The sequence below is a fragment of the Micromonospora purpureochromogenes genome (assembly GCF_900091515.1).
GTDB classification, from domain to species: Bacteria; Actinomycetota; Actinomycetes; order Mycobacteriales; family Micromonosporaceae; genus Micromonospora; species Micromonospora purpureochromogenes.
Genome location: NZ_LT607410.1, coordinates 3,204,537 through 3,221,915 on the forward strand (window position 1 = coordinate 3,204,537; position 17,379 = coordinate 3,221,915).

The 17,379-nt window shown below is 73.7% G+C and carries 21 protein-coding genes; 14 read left to right on the forward strand and 7 right to left on the reverse strand.

Annotated elements, in window-relative coordinates; all coding sequences use genetic code 11:
- Positions 1-44 precede the first annotated feature (44 nt).
- Positions 45-848 (reverse strand): AfsR/SARP family transcriptional regulator, encoded by an 804-nt coding sequence (locus tag GA0074696_RS14850; protein WP_088961655.1) that lies wholly within the window; start codon positions 846-848, stop codon positions 45-47.
- Positions 849-1,255: 407 nt separating this feature from the next.
- Between GA0074696_RS14850 and GA0074696_RS14855 the strand changes: the two genes are divergently transcribed.
- The 13 genes from GA0074696_RS14855 to GA0074696_RS14915 all read left to right on the forward strand — a co-directional run bounded on the left by GA0074696_RS14855 (position 1,256) and on the right by GA0074696_RS14915 (position 13,473).
- Entirely contained in the window at positions 1,256-1,597 is a 342-nt protein-coding gene (locus GA0074696_RS14855; protein ID WP_088961656.1) for a TcmI family type II polyketide cyclase, read from the forward strand.
- Positions 1,594-3,309: an acetyl-CoA carboxylase carboxyltransferase subunit alpha gene (locus GA0074696_RS14860; RefSeq protein ID WP_088961657.1), complete on the forward strand. Its 1,716-nt coding sequence runs from the start codon at positions 1,594-1,596 to the stop codon at positions 3,307-3,309. The genes GA0074696_RS14855 and GA0074696_RS14860 overlap by 4 nt, the downstream gene beginning before the upstream one ends.
- A complete protein-coding gene (gene accB / locus GA0074696_RS14865; RefSeq protein WP_088961658.1) occupies positions 3,306-3,842 on the forward strand; it encodes an acetyl-CoA carboxylase biotin carboxyl carrier protein in 537 nt (178 codons plus the stop codon). Before GA0074696_RS14860 ends, accB begins: the two co-directional genes overlap by 4 nt.
- A gap of 10 nt (positions 3,843-3,852) precedes the next feature.
- Positions 3,853-5,454, forward strand: a complete 1,602-nt coding sequence (locus GA0074696_RS14870; RefSeq protein WP_088961659.1) for an acetyl-CoA carboxylase biotin carboxylase subunit — start codon at positions 3,853-3,855, stop codon at positions 5,452-5,454.
- A 21-nt stretch (positions 5,455-5,475) separates the two neighbouring features.
- Positions 5,476-6,186 carry an SRPBCC family protein gene (locus GA0074696_RS14875; protein WP_088961660.1) on the forward strand — a complete coding sequence of 237 codons (711 nt, stop codon included), beginning with the start codon at positions 5,476-5,478 and terminating at the stop codon, positions 6,184-6,186.
- Positions 6,179-6,583: a cupin domain-containing protein gene (locus tag GA0074696_RS14880; RefSeq protein WP_088961661.1), complete on the forward strand. Its 405-nt coding sequence runs from the start codon at positions 6,179-6,181 to the stop codon at positions 6,581-6,583. The genes GA0074696_RS14875 and GA0074696_RS14880 overlap by 8 nt, the downstream gene beginning before the upstream one ends.
- Positions 6,580-7,848 (forward strand): beta-ketoacyl-[acyl-carrier-protein] synthase family protein, encoded by a 1,269-nt coding sequence (locus GA0074696_RS14885; protein ID WP_088961662.1) that lies wholly within the window; start codon positions 6,580-6,582, stop codon positions 7,846-7,848. The genes GA0074696_RS14880 and GA0074696_RS14885 overlap by 4 nt, the downstream gene beginning before the upstream one ends.
- A 14-nt stretch (positions 7,849-7,862) precedes the next feature.
- On the forward strand, positions 7,863-9,113 hold the full coding sequence (locus tag GA0074696_RS14890; protein WP_088964572.1) for a beta-ketoacyl synthase N-terminal-like domain-containing protein: 1,251 nt from the start codon (positions 7,863-7,865) through the stop codon (positions 9,111-9,113).
- A 255-nt stretch (positions 9,114-9,368) separates the two neighbouring features.
- A complete protein-coding gene (locus GA0074696_RS14895; RefSeq protein ID WP_088961663.1) occupies positions 9,369-10,472 on the forward strand; it encodes a hypothetical protein in 1,104 nt (367 codons plus the stop codon).
- Positions 10,473-10,547: 75 nt separating this feature from the next.
- On the forward strand, positions 10,548-10,868 hold the full coding sequence (locus GA0074696_RS14900) for a DMT family transporter (protein ID WP_088961664.1): 321 nt from the start codon (positions 10,548-10,550) through the stop codon (positions 10,866-10,868).
- A gap of 84 nt (positions 10,869-10,952) precedes the next feature.
- Entirely contained in the window at positions 10,953-11,579 is a 627-nt protein-coding gene (locus tag GA0074696_RS14905) for a TetR/AcrR family transcriptional regulator (RefSeq protein WP_088961665.1), read from the forward strand.
- 267 nt (positions 11,580-11,846) lie between these two features.
- The gene (locus tag GA0074696_RS14910; protein ID WP_088961666.1) at positions 11,847-12,788 is read left to right on the forward strand and encodes a hypothetical protein; all 942 of its coding nucleotides are present in this window, start codon (positions 11,847-11,849) and stop codon (positions 12,786-12,788) included.
- Positions 12,789-12,906: 118 nt separating this feature from the next.
- Positions 12,907-13,473, forward strand: a complete 567-nt coding sequence (locus tag GA0074696_RS14915; RefSeq protein WP_157745938.1) for a hypothetical protein — start codon at positions 12,907-12,909, stop codon at positions 13,471-13,473.
- Between the two features lie 11 nt (positions 13,474-13,484).
- Here the strand turns inward: GA0074696_RS14915 and GA0074696_RS14920 are convergent, their stop codons facing one another.
- From GA0074696_RS14920 to GA0074696_RS14945, 6 genes are all read right to left on the reverse strand, one after another.
- Positions 13,485-13,955: a hypothetical protein gene (locus GA0074696_RS14920; protein WP_197700850.1), complete on the reverse strand. Its 471-nt coding sequence runs from the start codon at positions 13,953-13,955 to the stop codon at positions 13,485-13,487.
- Positions 13,956-14,069: 114 nt separating this feature from the next.
- Positions 14,070-14,249 (reverse strand): hypothetical protein, encoded by a 180-nt coding sequence (locus GA0074696_RS14925; protein ID WP_088961668.1) that lies wholly within the window; start codon positions 14,247-14,249, stop codon positions 14,070-14,072.
- A complete protein-coding gene (locus tag GA0074696_RS14930) occupies positions 14,246-15,259 on the reverse strand; it encodes a peptidoglycan-binding domain-containing protein (RefSeq protein ID WP_172894293.1) in 1,014 nt (337 codons plus the stop codon). Before GA0074696_RS14930 ends, GA0074696_RS14925 begins: the two co-directional genes overlap by 4 nt.
- Positions 15,256-15,795: a thioredoxin domain-containing protein gene (locus tag GA0074696_RS14935; RefSeq protein WP_088961669.1), complete on the reverse strand. Its 540-nt coding sequence runs from the start codon at positions 15,793-15,795 to the stop codon at positions 15,256-15,258. The genes GA0074696_RS14930 and GA0074696_RS14935 overlap by 4 nt, the downstream gene beginning before the upstream one ends.
- The gene (locus tag GA0074696_RS14940; protein WP_088961670.1) at positions 15,792-16,361 is read right to left on the reverse strand and encodes a MauE/DoxX family redox-associated membrane protein; all 570 of its coding nucleotides are present in this window, start codon (positions 16,359-16,361) and stop codon (positions 15,792-15,794) included. Before GA0074696_RS14940 ends, GA0074696_RS14935 begins: the two co-directional genes overlap by 4 nt.
- Before the next feature lie 6 nt (positions 16,362-16,367).
- The gene (locus GA0074696_RS14945; protein WP_088964575.1) at positions 16,368-17,075 is read right to left on the reverse strand and encodes a hypothetical protein; all 708 of its coding nucleotides are present in this window, start codon (positions 17,073-17,075) and stop codon (positions 16,368-16,370) included.
- 52 nt (positions 17,076-17,127) lie between these two features.
- On the opposite strand from GA0074696_RS14945, the gene GA0074696_RS30795 reads away from it, so the two are divergent.
- Positions 17,128-17,307: a hypothetical protein gene (locus tag GA0074696_RS30795; RefSeq protein ID WP_157745940.1), complete on the forward strand. Its 180-nt coding sequence runs from the start codon at positions 17,128-17,130 to the stop codon at positions 17,305-17,307.
- Positions 17,308-17,379: the final 72 nt, after the last annotated feature.

Below are 17,379 nucleotides of genomic sequence, written 5' to 3' on the forward strand. Positions count from 1 at the left end.
CTGTCACCTGACCGTCACGCGTGCCGCGCCGGTGGTGACGGCGGTCAGCCGCCCGGGGGCGCGACCCGGGCGGCCGGCGGTCGACCGGGAGGGTCGGGTCGCTCCCGGGTGGCGTCGCGAATCGGCGCGAGGGTGTCGTCGAGCAGCGCGGTCATCGCCGCGGAGGGTTCCAGCCGCAGCTCCCGCAGCAGCAGGTCGCGGTAGACGTAGAAGGCGTGCACCGCCTCGAAGGCGTTGCCCTCGGCGAGGTGGATGCGCACCACCAGCCGGTGCGGCGTCTCCCGCAGCGGCTCGGCGGACATCGCCTCCAGCGCGGCCTGCAGCGCCTCCCCGTGCCGGCCGGCCGCCAGGTGGTGGCCGGCCAGGTCCTCCAGCATGTGCAGGCGCAGCTGGCGCAGCCGCTCGCGGTCGGCGAGGACCCAGTCGTCGTACCAGCCGGGGAGCAGGTCGTGCCGGCCGGCGGCGAGCGCGGCGGACGGGTCCTCGCCGTGGCGGACCCGGTCGGCCGTGCCGACCAGCGCGTCGACGTCGACCCGGACGACCGGGTCCAGTCGTGCGGTGTCGCCGGCGGTGGTGAAGGGGCAGCACGGGTCCTGGCGCAGCCGCCAGAGGGCGGTGCGCAGGGACGACAACGCCCGGTCCTCCGGCGCGTCCGGCCAGAGCAGGCCCGCGAGGTGGCTGCGGGTGGCGCCCGGGCGCAGCGCGATCAGCGCGATGACCCGTTGCAGCCCGCGGGGGACCACGATCGGGGTGTCGCCGTGCAGCAGCCGGAAGCCGCCGAGCAGGTGCAGCGAGATGTCCGTGCCGGGTGGGCGCCCGGTCGTCGGCATGGACGAATCAGCGGCCACGGCGGCACCCCCTGCGGAACGCGCGTCCCGACTCCTCGTGTGTCCCCGGTGCGGCACCCGTGACCGCACTGTCGGGTCGCTGCGCCGTGGCGGTGTGGCCACGGCCACCGGGCTGACCGTGACGAAGATTATCAATTGTGGTCACTCTCGGTCAATGTCGAGGTTCCGGCCGGCGTTCGCCGCGCTCAACTGTGAAACCCCTTCTGAACTGTGCGCACGCCGTGGTCACGGCCCTTGCGTCGCACAGCGGTTGCACAGGTTGCGTCAACGCACCGTCACGATGCGGCAGCGCCCGTCGGGGCCGGTCGGTGACGCCGGCGTGACGCCGCCGCGCGCATCGTGTCGGCAGTCGTCCGGCTCGCGGCGCGGTCCACACCGCGCCGGCGGCCGTGGGGGGAGGCCCATCCATGGACCGTTCGCTGATCGTCGCGAAGGTGGTACCCAGCGCCGAGGCGCAGGTCGCCGAGATCTTCGCCGAGTCCGACGCGACGGAGCTGCCGCGCCTGGTCGGTGTCCGGCACCGTTCGCTCTACCGGCTGCACGACCTCTACGTGCACCTGTTGGAGACGGAGTCACCGACGCCGGGCGCGGTCGACGCGGCCCGGGGTCATCCGGAGTTCGAACGGGTCAGCGCGCGGCTGCGCCCGTACATCTCGCCGTACCTGCCGACCTGGCGGGAGCCCCGCGACGCGATGGCCCACTGCTTCTACCGCTTCGACGCGGACGCCTCCGTCGGGCGGCGGCCGTGACCGCCACCGCCCCGCGCGAGGGGGAGCTGTGGTCCCGCTGCGCCGGCTGCGCCTCGTTGCTGTACCGCAAGCGACTGCGCCGCAACCTCGACGTCTGTCCGGAGTGCGGGGAGCACGCCCGGCTCGCCGCCCCCGAGCGGTTGCGCCAGCTGGTGGACCCGGACTCGTTCACCCCGCTGCCGGACCGGGCGGCCGAGGTGGACCCGATCGACTTCGTCGACGTGCTGTCGTACCCGCACCGGCTCAGCGCGGCCCGGGCCGGCACCGGGCTGGCCGAGGCGGTGGTCTGCGGCACCGCGACCATCGGCCGGCACCCGTGCGCGCTGGCCGTGATGGATTTCCGGTTCCTCGGCGGCAGCCTCGGCGCGGCCGTCGGTGAGCTGATCACGCGGGCGGCGGAGCGGGCGTTGGCGGACGCGGTCCCACTGGTCCTGGTGACCGCCTCGGGCGGGGCGCGGATGCAGGAGGGCGCGCTGTCGCTGATGCAGATGGCCACGGTCAGCCAGGCGATCGCCGCGCTGCGCGAGGCCGGGCTGCTCACCGTCAGCGTGCTCACCGACCCCACGTACGGGGGTGTGGCGGCGTCGTTCGCCACCAACACCGACGTGGTGCTCGCCGAGAGCGGCGCGCGGATGGGCTTCGCCGGTCCCCGGGTCATCCGCCAGGTCACCGGCCGGGAGCTGCCGGAGGGCTTCCAGACCGCGGCCTTCCTGCTGCGGCACGGCCAGGTGGACATGGTGGTGCCCCGGCACGCCCTGCGCGGGCGGCTGGTGGCGCTGCTCGCCGCCGCCCGGGCCGGCCGCCGCCCGACGTCGCGTCCCGCCGTACCCCGGCAGGAGCCCGCCCCCGCCGCGCGCCCGGCCGCCGTCGGGTCGCCCCCGGCCGACGCGGCGCCGGCGGACGCCTGGGAGACGGTACGGCTGGCCCGGCACCCCGGCCGGCCGACCACACTGGACTACCTGGACACCGCCTTCGAGGGGTTCGTCGAGCTGCACGGCGACCGGCTGGCCGGGGACTGCCCGGCGGTGGTCGGCGGCCTGGCCCGCCTCGACGGCCGGCACCTGATGGTGATCGGCCACCAGAAGGGCCACACCACCGGCGAGCTGGTGGCCCGCAACTTCGGCATGGCCAGCCCGGCCGGGCACCGCAAGGCGCTGCGGCTGATGCGGCTCGCCGCCCGCCTCGGCCTGCCGGTGGTCACCCTGGTGGACACCCCGGGGGCCGACCCGGGCGTGCGTGCGGAGGAGCAGGGGCAGGCGGCGGCGATCGCGGAGAACATCCTCTCCCTCAGCATGCTGCCCACCCCGGTGGTCGCGGTGATCACCGGTGAGGGGGGCAGCGGCGGAGCCCTCGCGCTGGCCGTCGCCGACCGGGTGCTGATGCTCCAGCACGCGGTCTACTCGGTGATCAGCCCGGAGGGCTGCGCGGCCATCCTCTGGCCGGACCGGGGGGCCGCTCCGCAGGCCGCCCGGGCGCTGCGGCTCACCGGCCCCGACCTGTGCCGGCTCGGCGTCGTCGACGACCTCGTCCCCGAGCCGGTACCGGCGGCGCACCACGACCCGGAGGCGGCCGCCCGCGCGCTGCGGGAGGCGGTGCTGGCGCACCTGCTGCCGCTGCTCGACGTGCCGCCCGCCACCCTGGTGCGCCGCCGTCGTCAGCGCTTCCGGCGCTTCGGCGCGGCCCGTGCCGGCGCCCGGGCGGGTGCCCGGTGAGCGCCGGGACGGTCCCGGCCGGCGGGTCGTCCGCCGCCGACGGCGCGGAGGCGGCGCTCGAGGTGGACGCCGTGCTGGCCGGCCTGCGCCGGCACGCCCGGCAGCTCGTCGCCGAGGTCGCCGGTCCGGTACGTCGGGTGCGGCTGCGCAGCGGCGACACGGTGCTGGAGGTGGAGTGGCACGACGCCGCCGCGGGGCAGGGGGTCGGCGCGACGGAGACCGGCCGCGTCCCGGACGCCCCGGCGGTGGCCCCCGTCGCCCCGCCGTCGCCCCGGCCCGCGCCGCCGGCCGGCCGGATCGAGGTGCGCTCGCCGATGGTCGGCACCTTCTACCGGGCGCCCGAGCCGGGTGCCGCGCCCTTCGTCACCGTCGGTGACCTGGTCCGGCCCGGGCAGGTGGTCGGCATCGTCGAGGCGATGAAGCTGATGAACGAGGTGACCGCCGAGCGGGCCGGCCGGGTGACCGAGGTCCTGGTCGACGACGGTCGACCGGTGGAGTACGACCAGCCGCTGGTCGCGCTGGACCCGGCCTGAGGTGGTGGGGATGTTCGAGAAGGTGCTCATCGCCAACCGGGGTGAGATCGCGTTGCGGGTGCTGCGCGCCTGCCGGGAACTGGGCGTGCGGACGGCGGTGGTCTACTCCACCGCGGACGCCGACTCGGCCCCGGTCCGGCTGGCCGACGAGGCGGTCCTGATCGGACCGGCGGCGAGCCGGCGCAGCTATCTCAACGCCGCCGCCATCGTGGAGGCCGCCCGCCTGGTCGGGGCGCAGGCCGTGCACCCCGGCTACGGGTTCCTCTCCGAGGACGCCGACTTCGCCGAGATCTGCGCCGACAACGGCCTGGTCTTCATCGGCCCGCCGCCGCAGGTGATGGCCGCGCTCGGGGACAAGTCCTCGGCCCGGGCGCTGATGAGCCGGGCGGGGCTGCCGTTGCCGCCGGGCAGCGTCAGCCCGGTGCCGACCGCCGAACGGGCGGCCGAGGTCGCCGCCGAGGTGGGCTACCCGGTGATCGTGAAGGCGGCGGCCGGCGGCGGCGGCCGGGGGATGACCGTGGTCCGGTGCCCGGCCGAGCTGCCCCGGGCGTACGCGCGGACCCGCGCGGCGGCGCAGGCGGCCTTCGGCGACGACCGGGTGTACGTCGAGCGCTACCTGACCGAGGCCCGGCACGTCGAGGTGCAGCTGCTCTGCGACGGGCACGGCAACGGCGTGCACCTGGGCACCCGGGACTGCTCGGTGCAGCGGCGGCACCAGAAGCTGGTGGAGGAGGCCCCCGCGCCGGCGCTGTCCGCCCGGACGCTGGAGACCATCGCGGAGACCGCCCTGCGTGGCGCGCTAGAGGTCGGCTTCACCGGCGCCGGCACGATGGAGTTCCTGGTGGACGCCGAGGAGGCGTTCCACTTCCTGGAGATCAACTGCCGGATCCAGGTCGAACACCCGGTCACCGAGATGATCACCGGCATCGACCTGGTCCACGAGCAGCTGCACATCGCCGCCGGGCTGCCGTTGCGGCTGCGGCAGGAGGACGTCCGGCCGCACGGGGTGGCGGTGGAGTGCCGGGTCAACGTCGAGGACCCCGACCGCGACTTCGCCCCCACCCCGGGCCGGCTGGAGCGCTTCCTGCCGCCCGGCGGCCCGTTCACCCGGGTCGACACCCACGGGTACCCCGGCTACCTGGTCGGGCCGTACTACGACTCGTTGCTGGCCAAGGTGGCGGTCTGGGCGCCGGACCGGGAGCTGGCGTTGAACCGGCTGGAACGCGCCCTGGAGGAGTTCGACATCGCCGGGCCGGGGGTGCGCACCACCATCCCGTTCGTCCGGCGGGTGCTCGACGACCCCGCCTTCCGCAAGGGCCGCTACACCACCTCCCTGGTCGACCGCCTGCTCGCCGAACGGCACCCGGCCGGGACCACCCCGCCGGCGCCCACGGCCGCCGTTGCGCCCGAGGCGGGCCCGCCACCGGCATCGCCGCCCGAGGCCGGCGCACCGGCGGCACCGGCCGCGCCACCACCCCCGGCGCACCCCGCCGCGCGCCCCGCCGTCGTCGGGGCCGCGCTCCCGGCCCGACCCGGCGCGACCGTACCCGGTCCCCGCCCCACCGCCCGTCCGGTCGCCGCCACCGCGGCACCGGCCACCGACCAGTCCTGACCGCTTCCGAGGAGGACCCCGATGACCGTCACCCACGGCCAGCCGCTCACCACCGAGATCACCGACATCCTGGTGGCGCACTGCGGCCTGGACGCCGACGCGGCCGCCCGCGCCCCCGCCGCCTCCCTGGAGGAGCTCGGCATGGATTCGCTGGCCCTGCTGGAACTCTCCGCCGTGGTGGCCGACCGGTGGCGGGTGCAGATCCCCGAGCAGGCCGGGCAGCTCAGCATCCCGGCCGTCGCCGACCTGGTCGCCCGCCGCGCCCAGCCACCCGGGCACACCGAGAACAGCATCGTCATCGCCGCGCCCCTGCCGCTGGTCTGGGAGACCACCAACGACGTGGCGCACTGGACCGACCTGTTCACCGAGTACGCCGCGGTGGAGATCCTGCACCGCGAGAGCGACACCGTCCGCTTCCGGCTCACCATGCACCCCGACGAGAACGGAATCGCCTGGAGCTGGGTCAGCGAACGCACCACCGACCCGGCCAGCCGGCAGGTGCGGGCGCACCGGGTGGAGACCGGGCCGTTCGAGTACATGCGGATCCACTGGCGCTACACCGAGGAACCCGAGGGCGTCCGGATGACCTGGGTGCAGGACTTCGCGATGAAGCCCACCGCGCCGGTGGACAACGCCGGCATGACCGCCCGGATCAACGCCAACAGCCGGGTGCAGCTGGCCGTCATCAAGGAGCGCATCGAGCGGGCGTACGCGGGAGGCGACGATGAGTGAGATCACCACCGGGCTGGTCGCCGCCCGCGACGTGACGGCCGACCGGCGCCGCGGCGCGGAACTGCGGGTGCTGCTCGGCCCGAAGACCGTCGGCAGCACGTCGGGCTTCATGGGGGTGGCGGCGCTCGCGCCAGGGGAGCGGATCGCCGAGCACTACCACCCCTACAGCGAGGAGTTCCTGTACGTCGCGCGGGGTGCCATCACCGTCGACCTGGACGACGAGCCGGTGGAGCTGGCGGCCGGCGAGGCGCTGTTCGTGCCCCGCAACGTCCGCCACCGGCTGCGCAACACCGGCGACGAGCCCGCCGAGGTGGTCTTCCACCTCGGCCCGCTGGCACCCCGCCCGGAACTAGGCCACGTCGACACCGAACTGGTCGAGCAGCGGGGCGCGTCGTGACCGGGCGCCGCACGGTCGTCACCGGCGTCGGGGTGGTCGCACCGGGCGGCGCCACCCGGGACCGGTTCTGGAAGACCATCACCGAGGGGCGGACGGCGACCCGGCGGATCAGCTTCTTCGACCCGTCGCCGTTCCGCTCCCAGATCGCCGCCGAGTGCGACTTCGACGCCGACGCCGCCGGGCTCACCCTCGCCGAGCGGCAGCGCGCCGACCGGTACGTGCAGTTCGCCCTGGCCTGCTCCGCCGAGGCCCTGGCCGACAGCGGCCTGGACCTCACCGACGCCGACCGGCAGGTGACCGGGGTGGTGCTCGGCACCGCCGTCGGCGGCACCATGGCCCTGGAACAGGAGTACGTCCGGGTCAGCGACTCCGGCCGGCACTGGCTGGTCGACCACTCCCTCGGCGGGCCGTACCTCTACCAGGCCCTGGTGCCGAGCAGCCTGGCCTCCGACGTGGCCTGCCGGCACGGGCTGCACGGCCCCGCCCAGGTCATCTCGACCGGCTGCACCTCCGGCATCGACGCCATCGGGTACGCCCACCAGCTGATCGTCGACGGCGAGGCCGACGTGGTGCTCGCCGGGGCCGCCGACTCGCCCATCTCCCCGGTCACCGTCGCCTCGTTCGACGCGATCAAGGCGACCAGCCCGGACAACGACGACCCGGCGCACGCCTCCCGGCCGTTCGACGCTGACCGGCACGGCTTCGTCCTCGCCGAGGGCGCCGCGGTGCTGGTGCTGGAGGAGTGGGAACACGCCCGCCGGCGCGGCGCGCACGTCTACTGCGAGCTGGCCGGGTACGCCAGCCGCAGCAACGGCTTCCACATGACCGGGCTGCGGCCCGACGGGGTGGAGATGGGGCTGGCCATCAGCGAGACGCTGCGGCAGGCGCGGCTGTCCCCGTCGGACGTCTCCTACATCAGCGCGCACGGCTCCGGCACCCGGCAGAACGACCGGCACGAGACGGCGGCGTTCAAGCGGGCGCTCGGCGAGGCCGCGTACCGGGTGCCGGTCAGCTCGATCAAGAGCATGGTCGGGCACTCGCTCGGCGCGATCGGCTCGATCGAGATGGCCGCCTGCGCCCTGGCGATCGAGTACGGCGTGGTGCCGCCCACCGCCAACTGGGCCACCCGGGACCCGGAGTGCGACCTGGACTACGTGCCCAACGTGGCCCGGGAGACGCCGGTGGACGTGGCGCTCTCGGTGGGTAGCGGCTTCGGCGGCTTCCAGTCCGCGATGCTCTTCCGACGGCTGGCGGTGGCGGCGTGACCGGCCCGGGCGGGGTGAGCGCCCGGGCCGTGGTCACCGGCATCGGGGTGGTGGCGCCCAGCGGGATCGGCGTCGACGCGCACTGGCGCACGGTGCGCGACGGCATCCGGCGCACCGGTCCCATCACCCTGTTCGACCCGGCGAGTTACCCGACCCGGGTCGCCGGCGAGGTCGCCGACTTCGACGCGGCGGCGTACGCCGACAACCGGCAGCTGGTGCAGACCGACCGGTGGACCCACCTCGGCTTCGCCGCCACCCGGCTGGCGCTGGCCGACGCCGGCCTGCCCGAGCGGGCCCCCGATCCGTACGCGTGGGCGGTCACCCTGGCCAGCTCGTCCGGCGGCAACCTGTTCGGGCAGCGGGAGCTGCAACGGCTCTGGGGCGGTTCGACCCGCACCGTCGGGGCGTACCAGTCGATCGCCTGGTTCTACGCCGCCAGCGTCGGGCAGCTCTCCATCCACCACCAGTTCAAGGGACCGTGCGGGGTGCTGGTCGCCGAGACCGCCGGCGGCCTGGACAGCCTCGCCCACGCGGTGCGTACCGTGCGCCGGGGCACCCCGGTGGTGATCGCCGGGGCGACCGAGTGCCCGCTGAGCCCGTACGCGCTGGCCTGCCAGCTCCGCTCCGGGCTGCTCAGCGACGTCGCCGACCCGGAGGCGGCGTACCGGCCGTTCGACCGCTCGGCCGGCGGCTACGTGCCCGCCGAGGGCGGGGCGGTCTTCGTGGTGGAGGAGCTGGGTCACGCGCTGGCCCGGGGTGCCCGGATCTACGGCGAGGTCAGCGGGTGGGCGGCCACCCACGACGCCGCGCACACCGGCCCCGACACCGCCGGCGACCCGGGCCAGTACGCCCGGGCGATGCGGCTGGCCCTGGACCGGGCCGGCGTCACCGCCGACGAGGTGGACGTGGTGCTGCCCGACGCGCTGGGCGTGCCCCGCTACGACCGCGGGGAGGCCGAGGCGCTGCGCGCCGTCTTCGGCGACCGGCCGCCGCCGGTGACCACCCAGAAGCCGCTGACCGGGCGCGCCCACCAGGGCGGGTCGGCGCTGGACGTGGCCACCGCGCTGCTCGCCTTCCGGCACGACGAACTGCCCGCGTCGGCCGGGCCCCGGGAGCCGGCCCCCGGCTGCGAGCTGGACTTCCTGCGTACGCCCCGGCAGCCGCGCAACCGGGTCGCCCTGGTGGGCGCGCGCGGCTTCGACGGGTTCAACAGCGCACTGGTGCTGCGCGGGGCGCCACCGGCGCCGAGAGCGGCGGGTGAGTAGCGGGTAAGGGGCCCGGATCGGGCTGGAACCCGGCCAGCGACCAGGGCCGCCGGTCGCATCACGATTGAGCGACATCCGGCCGGCGGGAGGACGGCGGAGTCATCACCGTGAGCGATCATCGCTACCATCGATCCGGGTGGATCGGCCATCGGCCGCTCCTGCCCGACTGACGCGGCGGTACGCATCGCATCCACCACCAGGGCACCGCGCCGGCCGGACCAACCCATGCCGGCTCACCTCAACGCAGGAGTGCCCATGATCATGAATCGATCCTGGTGGCGGCGATCACTGACCGCGCTCGGGGCGGCCCTGGTCGGCCTCGCCGGAGCCCTGATCCTCGTCTGCCCGGCCCGGGCCGATCCCGCTGACATCAGCGTCAATCACGAGGCCAGTTGCACGGCCGACGGCACCTACCAGGTCCGGTGGACCGTACTCGTCGGGAGCGCTCCGACCGGCGTCGAGCGGTTCCGGTTCGTCTCGGTCGAACTGGAACCCGCCGACAGCACCCTAGACGGCATCGCCGCCAGTCCCGAGGGCGACTTCCCACACGCGGTGGGCGAGACCCTGACCGGCACCCAGACGGTGCCCGGCACGGCCACCGGGGCCCAGCTGATCGTATGGCTGCAGTGGGACAACGGCTACACCGACCCCTCGGGCTACAGCGGCTACCAGTATCTCGACGGCAGGTGCGGGCAGGAGCCCACCGAGCCGACGGCCGCCTTCGAGTCCAGGTGCGACGGCAGCATGCTGGTCGACCTGGCCAACCCGCCCGGCGGCCGGACGGTCGACATGGCGATCTCCTCGATCCCCGCAGGCTTCTCCCGGACCGTCACCCTGCGACCGGGGCGGACGGTGGCGGACATCCTGGTCCCCGCGGGGTACTACGGGTTGATAGTGGCCCCCGTGGGTACGCCGGAACCGCAGACGTCCTACGCGTGGGCCCGTCCCGGCCGCTGTGGCACCGCCGACATCCGCAGCCGCTCCACCTGCGACGAACTGGTGATCGTGGTGGCGAACCCGGCTGACGGCCCGACCCTGGTCGTCACCTTCGACCCCAACCACGGCCGGGAACAGCAGCGGACCGTGGAGCCGGAGACCAAGGTGGAGGTGTCGTTCCGGGCCGTCGCCGGTCTGGCCGTCGTGCTGCGGTCGGACCAGTTCGACCCGCCGGGCACCCAGAAGGGCCCGTACGCGTGGAAGCAGCCGGCGGACTGCGACAGCGGTGTAGGCGAAGGCGGCGGGCTGCCGGTGACCGGCACGCCGACCGGCGGCCTCCTCGCCGGTGCCGGCCTGCTGCTGACCGTGGGGGCGACCCTGGTCGTCCTGGCCCGGCGCCGTCGGGTCCGGTTCACCGGCTGACCTCAGCGGGCCCTCATCCACGCCCGGACCCCCGAGGTGGTCCGCCGCCGGCGGGCATGGCGGAGGATCGCGGGCATGGCGTACCTGTTCCTGCTGCTCGCGATCTCCGCCGAGGTGTTCGGCACCAGCCTGCTCAAGGCCACCGACGGATTCACCCGGCTCTGGCCGACGGTCGGCCTCGCCGGGTCGTACCTGGCGGCGTTCCTGCTGCTCGCCCTGGCGGTGCGGGACATCCCGGTCGGGGTGGCGTACGCGGTGTGGTCCGGGCTCGGCACCGCGGCGATCGTGGCCATCGGCGCGGTCTTCCTCGGCGAGCCGCTGAGCGTGACCAAGGTGGTCGGCGTCGGCCTGGTCATCGCCGGTGTCGTGGTGCTCAACCTCGGCGGCGCGCACTGAGGACGGTGCCGTCGATCGCCGATCGGATCAGGTGACCCTCGGCGGAGCGGGCCGGTGAACGGCCACGGCACTAGGCTCGAGGCCATGCAGGACGCCGCCCTCCACGGCGCCCAGGTGCCCTCCCGCGACGCGATCCTCGACGCCGCCACGGCACTGATGGCGCGGCTCGGCTACGCCGGCACCTCGATCTCGAAGATCTCCGCCGCCTCCGGGGCGCCGGTCAGCTCGATCTACTGGCACTTCGGCAGCAAGGACGGGATCTACCTCGCCGTGCTCCGCCGTGCCCGCCAGTACCTCGTCGGCTCGCTCCCGGGGACCCGGCCGCCCGGCGACACGGTGCGGGAGCGGCTCACCGCGTTCCTCGACGGCGCCGGCGCCGCGTTCGAGCATCATCCACACGACCTACGGCTGGTGCTCGGTCTCGGCATGCTCGAGGAGGGCATGGGCGCCGCGGCCATCGAGGAGCTGCGGCAGTACCGGTTGGCCCTGCGGCAGTGGGCCACCGATTCGCTCGGCCACGTCTTCGGCCTCGCCGACCGCCCGGCCATCGCCGACGAACTCGCCCGTTTCATGCTGAGCGTGGTCGGCGGGACCGCGATGGCGCGCTGGTTCGACGGTCCGGTGACGCCGCTGCCCGTACCGCAGCTGTGCGTCGCCCTGCTGGCGCTCGCCCGCCACCACGGGCTGCCGGTGGACGAGGATCGGGGGTAGGCGGGCAGGACCTCAGGCTCGCCGTCCTCGCCTCCCGGCGCCTCCCGCCTCTCGTCACCCTGGTCCCGCATGACGTCGGGTCCTGGGCCCCGACGGTTCCGTCCGCCGTGTCGGCACCTCGCCATCCATTGACATCGATCGTTGTGGTGGTCATCCTGGCAGATGCCAGTTACCGAACGGTCAGTAGCCATATATGTCCGTATATGGAGCCGTTCGGTGGAGCCAGCAGAGGAGGACATGGTGTCTGTGCGTAGGCTGACATTGACAGTGGCTCTCGCGGTCGCCGTCGCCGGTACCGCGGTCGTCGACATCCCGGCAGCGAGCGCCGGGGACAGTCGCGAGCAGCAGGTCGGCGCGACCGAGACGAGGACCATCCGGTACGGCCCGTGGACCCTTCCCGCCGCCACCGGCCACACCCACGACGAGATGGGCAGCACCGGGAACCGACTGACCCTCGACATCGCCAAGCCGTGCGTGCAGTGCATGGTGACGGCGATCAAGCCGAACCTGGTGTACGAGGACGGCCGCAACGCGAACGTCAACACCGGTCCGATGCTGCACCACGCGGTCATCGGCCAGCTCGGCGAGCCCGACCTGGTGTGCCGTCTCGGCGGACTGGGTCCGAAGCGCGTGTTCTCGACGGGCAACGAACGGACCCCGGTGACGTTGCCCGCCGGCTACGGCATGCGGATCGACTCGGGCGACCGCTGGAGCATGGTGTACGACCTGATGAACCATGCCCACGAGGAGAAGAGCGTCTACATCTCCCTCGAGTACACCTACGTCACCGGAGCGGCCGCGCGGCGACTGACGCCGGTCACCCCGATGTGGTTGGACGTGGTCAGCTGCCTCAACCCCACCTTCGACATCCCCGCCGGAAGCGTCACCCGAACCGCACGGTGGACGTCGACGGTGAACGGTCGGATCGTCTACATGAAGGGTCACCTGCACCACGGCGGCAGGACCATCACGACCACCAACGTCACCACGGGTCAACGAATATGCGCGGTCACCGTGGTCTCAGGTGGCTCACCGGAGTTCATCGACCCCCACGGCAACCCGGAGATCTCCAGCGCCCCACCCTGCGCCGGCTCTCCGATCACGACCATCCGCCGGGGTGATGTCCTGGAGGTCGCGGCCCACTACGTCGCCGACCATCCCCACGAGAACGTCATGGGCATCATGACCGGCTGGATCGCGAAGGGCTGACCGCGCGATCGACGGACGTCGGGTGGGCGGGCCGGCGCGTGCACGGCCCGCCCATCCGCGGCCATCCAGCACATCGTGACATCCAGATGTACGACGGTTTCGACCTGCGGAGAGTGCCATGTCAGCTCTGGATGGGAGCGCCCCCGTCACCCGGTTGCGCCGCTCCCGGCCCTGGCGCCGGACCACGTGCTACCTCCTGGCGCTGGCGCTGTTGGTCGTCTGGACGGCGATGTTCCTCGTCGCCCCGCACCTGCGCACGAGTGCGAGCGTCCGGCAGGTCGCGCTCTTCGCCCACCTGGCCGCGATGGTGCTGGGCTTCGGCGCGGTGCTGACGCTGGACTGGTTCGCGCTGATGTGGCTGCTGGGACGCCGGGAGCTGGCAACCGTCGTGCAGGTCGCGTACGGCGTCCACACGCCGGTCTGGCTCGGCCTGGGCGGACTGACGGCCAGCGGTGTGGTTCTCGCCCCCGACACGTCCGCACCGTGGACCGTGGTCAAGCTGGTCGCGGTGCTGGCCGTGGCGATCAATGGTCTCTACGCGCGGCAGGTGCAGGAGCGGTTGGCGGAACTGAACGGAACCGCCCCACCGCGCGGGGTCCTGTTGACGGCGACCCTGGTCATGGTGACCTCGCAGGCCGGCTGGTGGACCGCCACCGCCATCGGATTTCTCAACGCTCAGCGGTGAAGGTCAGTTGCCTACAACTGGGGCAGGAAGAGCAGGGCGAAGGCGGCGGCGAGCGCGGCGCACCCGGTGACGGTGATGGTGCGAAGTCGTGCCGGCAGGTCGCTGTCCCAGCCCTCGACCGCCCCGGAGGCGCGGCGGATGAGCGGGGTGACGGCGCGCCCCGCGCCGAAACCGACACCGGCGAGTGCGGCGAGCTGCAGGCGCTGACCGGCGAGGAGGACCGCGACCGCGAGCACGTACGGGGCGGTGGCCGACAGGTACGTCCGCACGCCGGTGCCGAGTTCGAAGCCGAATTGCAGCGCTCCGCGCCGCGGGCTGGGCCGCAGCACGTCCTGCGGCACCTGACGGGCGTTCTGCGGCAGGGGGATGCTCACCACCTTGGCGTCCCGGAGCACTCCCAGCAGCGCCACCGCCACGACGGCCGCGTACCGCCAGGACACCGGCAGCGGCGCCGACAGCCCGGAGAGCGTCCCGAGGACCACCCCGCTGAGCAGGCCACCGGCGAGCAGCCCCAGGACGAACAGGGTGAGGAGCTTCCCCTGGGGATGCCGATCTCGCCGCCCGGGCGAGGCTAGCGCGTACGCGCTGTTGCGGGTTCAAACCGAGCCGGAGAGCGTGTAGCCGGCCAGCCCGCCGACCACCGCCCAGGTGAGCACGTGCCCGGCGACGGCGGCGAGCATCGCGCCGGCGGTGAGCAGCAGGACGGGTACGAGCGGGTCGGTGGCCCAGCGGCGCAGCCGCCGAACGGGTCGTACGGGTGGCGACTGACCCGTCATACGGCGCCGCCGGTGAGCGTACGCCAGGTGCTCTGTCCCACGACGCCGTTGACGTCGAGCCCGCTCTGCCGCTGGAAGTCCCGTACCGCGGATTCCGTCCCCGAACCGAAGACCCCGTCGACAGCCAGCCCGTACGCGTGCTTGTTGAGTTGCCGCTGCACGCCACGCACGACGTGTCCGGCGTACGGATAGTGCACGGTGGCCCCGATGATGGGCAGCCGCGGCCGGGGGTCGACCTCCCGGCTCACCGTGATCCCGCTGGCCGACACGGTGGCCACGAGGACGGACCAGGTCTGGGCGTCGACGACGCCGGTCGCCGGGATTCCCCTGGCCGACTGGAACTGCTTCACCATGGTCTCGGTGCCGCTGCCGAAGCTGCCGTCCACGGTGGTGGGATAGTGCCACGCGGTCAGCAGGTGTTGCACCGTGTAGACGTTCGGGCCGGCCTGGCCACGCCGGATGGTGGGCCAGCTGACCGAGGTGAGGCACCCGCAGTCGGTGTTCCAGCGGCAGATCGACCGCACCCAGCCGGAGCTGGTCTGCCGGTACCCGTCGTGGCAGCGGCGCTCCACCGAGCAGGCGCACGCGCCGCACGCGCCCTGGTAGCGCCACAGCCAGCCGTCGTACGTGCCGGCGTAGCACTGGTTCGGCCGCAGGATCCAGGTGGTGCCGTCGTTCTTGTGGAAGCCCGTGTTCGTCCCGCTGGTGTTGCAGGCGGCGGCGAAAATCGTGCTCGGACCGCAGCCGGGGGAGCAGTTGTGGTCGCTGGCGTACGTCGGGCAGCCGCCGTAGATCGTGTATCCGTCGGCGTAGGCGCGGCGGGCCGCCGGGAAGATGCTCAGCGCGGCCATCCCCAGCGCGGTGCCGGCCTGCAGCAGCGTGCGGCGGGACAGCGCCCAGGACATGGTCAGACCACTCCTGGTCCGGCTCGCCGGCGGCCGCCGCCGGGACGCGGTGCCGGTACCCGGGTCCGTTCCCCGCAGCGCGGGCACCGCGTCGAGGCTGGTCACCGGGTGCCTCCCCGTCGAGTCGAGTGGACGGTGTCGTCGCCGGACAGGTTGTCGACGTCGTCGAGCAGGTGGCGCAGTGCCAGCCCGGAGCCGACCGGCTCGGACCGTCGGATCCGGCCGGTCGCGTCGATCACGACCGCGAACGGGGTGGCGATCGCGTCGTACCGGTCGAACAGGTCCGCCTGCTCGCCGAGGACGGTCATCGGCAGGTCCGCCGCTCGTGCCGGGACGGTGTCGCGGTAGAGGACCCGCAGCACGACGTCGGTCCGGTGGATGTGTTCGGCGGCCGCGTCGAGCAGGTGCTCGCAGGTCGCGCAGCCGGGATTTAGGAAGAGCAGGACCAGGGTGGCCGGGGACGGCGGGGCCAGGTCGCGGAACCGGGGCGCCGGCGAGCCGGGCCGCAGGCCGACGGACCCGGGGCGGCCGACGGTGCCGGTGGACAGGGCGTGCACCTGACGTACCAGGCCGGACACCACGAGGGCCAGCAGCAGGATCGCGATCCAGCTCAGGATCAGCGCGCTCGTCTGGAAGCTCATCCGGGTACGCCTCCTTGGGTCACCCCGGCCGCCGGGCGGTCCGGGGTCGGGTCGTGCATGGCGGCGGGCAGGTGCGCCAGGAGCGCGGTGAACGTCGCCGCGGCGAGCAGGACGATGATGAGTTCGGTGCCGGCTCGCCCCGCCGGCACGACCGCGCCGGACAGCAGTGATCCGAGCAGAGCCAGGCCGGCGAGCGTGGCCGCGCGCGCCACCACCCAGCCGGTCATCGGCACTTCGACCCGCGAGCACCCGCAGGGGACGGCCCGCCCGGTCGACCGGACGTACCAGCCGTAACCCGCGTACGTGGCGAGCAGTGCGGCGCTGCCGGCCAGGACCACGCCCAGCAGGCGGCCACCGTCGTCGCGGAGCAGGGCGACGACTCCGGCCCCGCCGAGCAGGCCCTCGGCCGCGATGACCGCCGCCGCGACGGTGGACGGCGCGGGAACCACCCGGTGGGCGGCCAGCGCTGTCGACAGCGCCGCCGGCTTCGAGAGGTGCTCACCGCAGGCGAGGAGCAGGGTGAGCAGCACGGTGTACGCCGCGACGCCGGCCACCAGAGCGGACACGACGACCTACTCGGCCGACTGGACGCGTAGCCGGTCCACCTGGTCCGGCACCCGGTCGAGCACCGTGTCGGCCAGTGGCAGCACGGTCACCCAGGTGTCCGCGGCGGCGAGCACGAAGTAGGGCCGGCCGTCCGACAGCGTGTCCCGGAAGAGTTCTCCCGCCTGGGTCCGCAACCCTCGCCACGACGGCAACTGTCGCGTGCGCTCCGCGGTGAGCGGCGCCATGTCCAGCAGGCCGAGCCCGGGCACCTGCTTGATCACGGTTGCCGGCGCCGCGAACCGGCTGCCGGCCCTGGTGTCGGGGCGCACGATGACGCCGTCGTCGTGTTCCGTGATCCGCAGGGTCCGCAGCATCGCGAGCAGTTGCGCCGTCGAGGCGCCGTACAACTGGGTGACGAAGCAGTACCGGCGCCCTCGCCACGCCGCCACCAGCCGGTCCTCGGTCAGCCGGATCTGCGGGTCGTACGACCGGGCGCGCGCCGTCAGCAGGGTGCCGCCCTGATAGGTCAGCTTCTCGTCGAAGTCGTCGACGCCGAGCGCCGGTGCCAGTTCGTCGGCCAGGCCGACCGAGCCGGCCGTGAACTCGTGGCGCCGGCCGGCGATGGTCAGCTCGACCACCGAGGTGAACGGCGCGCTGAAGTCGAGTGGGCCACTGAGCCGGAACCGCCGGCCGTCCATGGCGCGGTGTGCGACAGGCGCCGCCGCGGCTACCATCCCCACCACCTCCCCCCGTGGGTACATGTGGTGGCCTCACATCATCCGCGCCATGACCAGCGCTGACAAGCCCGATGTGCTGCTCGTGTCACCGCATCCCCTGGTGATCACCAGTGCCGGCGGTTCTGCTCGTGACCGTCCTGTGGGGACCGGCGGTGTCCCGACCCGGCGGACGCGCCCGATCCTGCCTGTCCGATCGATTGTCGGCAATCCGGCCGGCCGCTCTTTCTGATCTAGCCATTTGCATCTAGCAATGGGTTTCCGGCCTGTCGTAGGGTTCCGACAGCACCCCGAAAGACGCACC

Coding starts and splice junctions, on each gene's coding strand:
- GA0074696_RS14855 (WP_088961656.1), top strand. CDS start 1,256: ATGGACCGTTCGCTGATCGTCGCGAAGGTGGTACCCAGCGCCGAGGCG.
- GA0074696_RS14870 (WP_088961659.1), top strand. CDS start 3,853: ATGTTCGAGAAGGTGCTCATCGCCAACCGGGGTGAGATCGCGTTGCGG.
- GA0074696_RS14875 (WP_088961660.1), top strand. CDS start 5,476: ATGACCGTCACCCACGGCCAGCCGCTCACCACCGAGATCACCGACATC.
- GA0074696_RS14880 (WP_088961661.1), top strand. CDS start 6,179: ATGAGTGAGATCACCACCGGGCTGGTCGCCGCCCGCGACGTGACGGCC.
- GA0074696_RS14895 (WP_088961663.1), top strand. CDS start 9,369: ATGATCATGAATCGATCCTGGTGGCGGCGATCACTGACCGCGCTCGGG.
- GA0074696_RS14900 (WP_088961664.1), top strand. CDS start 10,548: ATGGCGTACCTGTTCCTGCTGCTCGCGATCTCCGCCGAGGTGTTCGGC.
- GA0074696_RS14905 (WP_088961665.1), top strand. CDS start 10,953: ATGCAGGACGCCGCCCTCCACGGCGCCCAGGTGCCCTCCCGCGACGCG.
- GA0074696_RS14915 (WP_157745938.1), top strand. CDS start 12,907: ATGTCAGCTCTGGATGGGAGCGCCCCCGTCACCCGGTTGCGCCGCTCC.
- GA0074696_RS14925 (WP_088961668.1), bottom strand. CDS start 14,249: ATGACGGGTCAGTCGCCACCCGTACGACCCGTTCGGCGGCTGCGCCGC.
- GA0074696_RS14935 (WP_088961669.1), bottom strand. CDS start 15,795: ATGAGCTTCCAGACGAGCGCGCTGATCCTGAGCTGGATCGCGATCCTG.
- GA0074696_RS14945 (WP_088964575.1), bottom strand. CDS start 17,075: ATGGTAGCCGCGGCGGCGCCTGTCGCACACCGCGCCATGGACGGCCGG.
- GA0074696_RS30795 (WP_157745940.1), top strand. CDS start 17,128: ATGACCAGCGCTGACAAGCCCGATGTGCTGCTCGTGTCACCGCATCCC.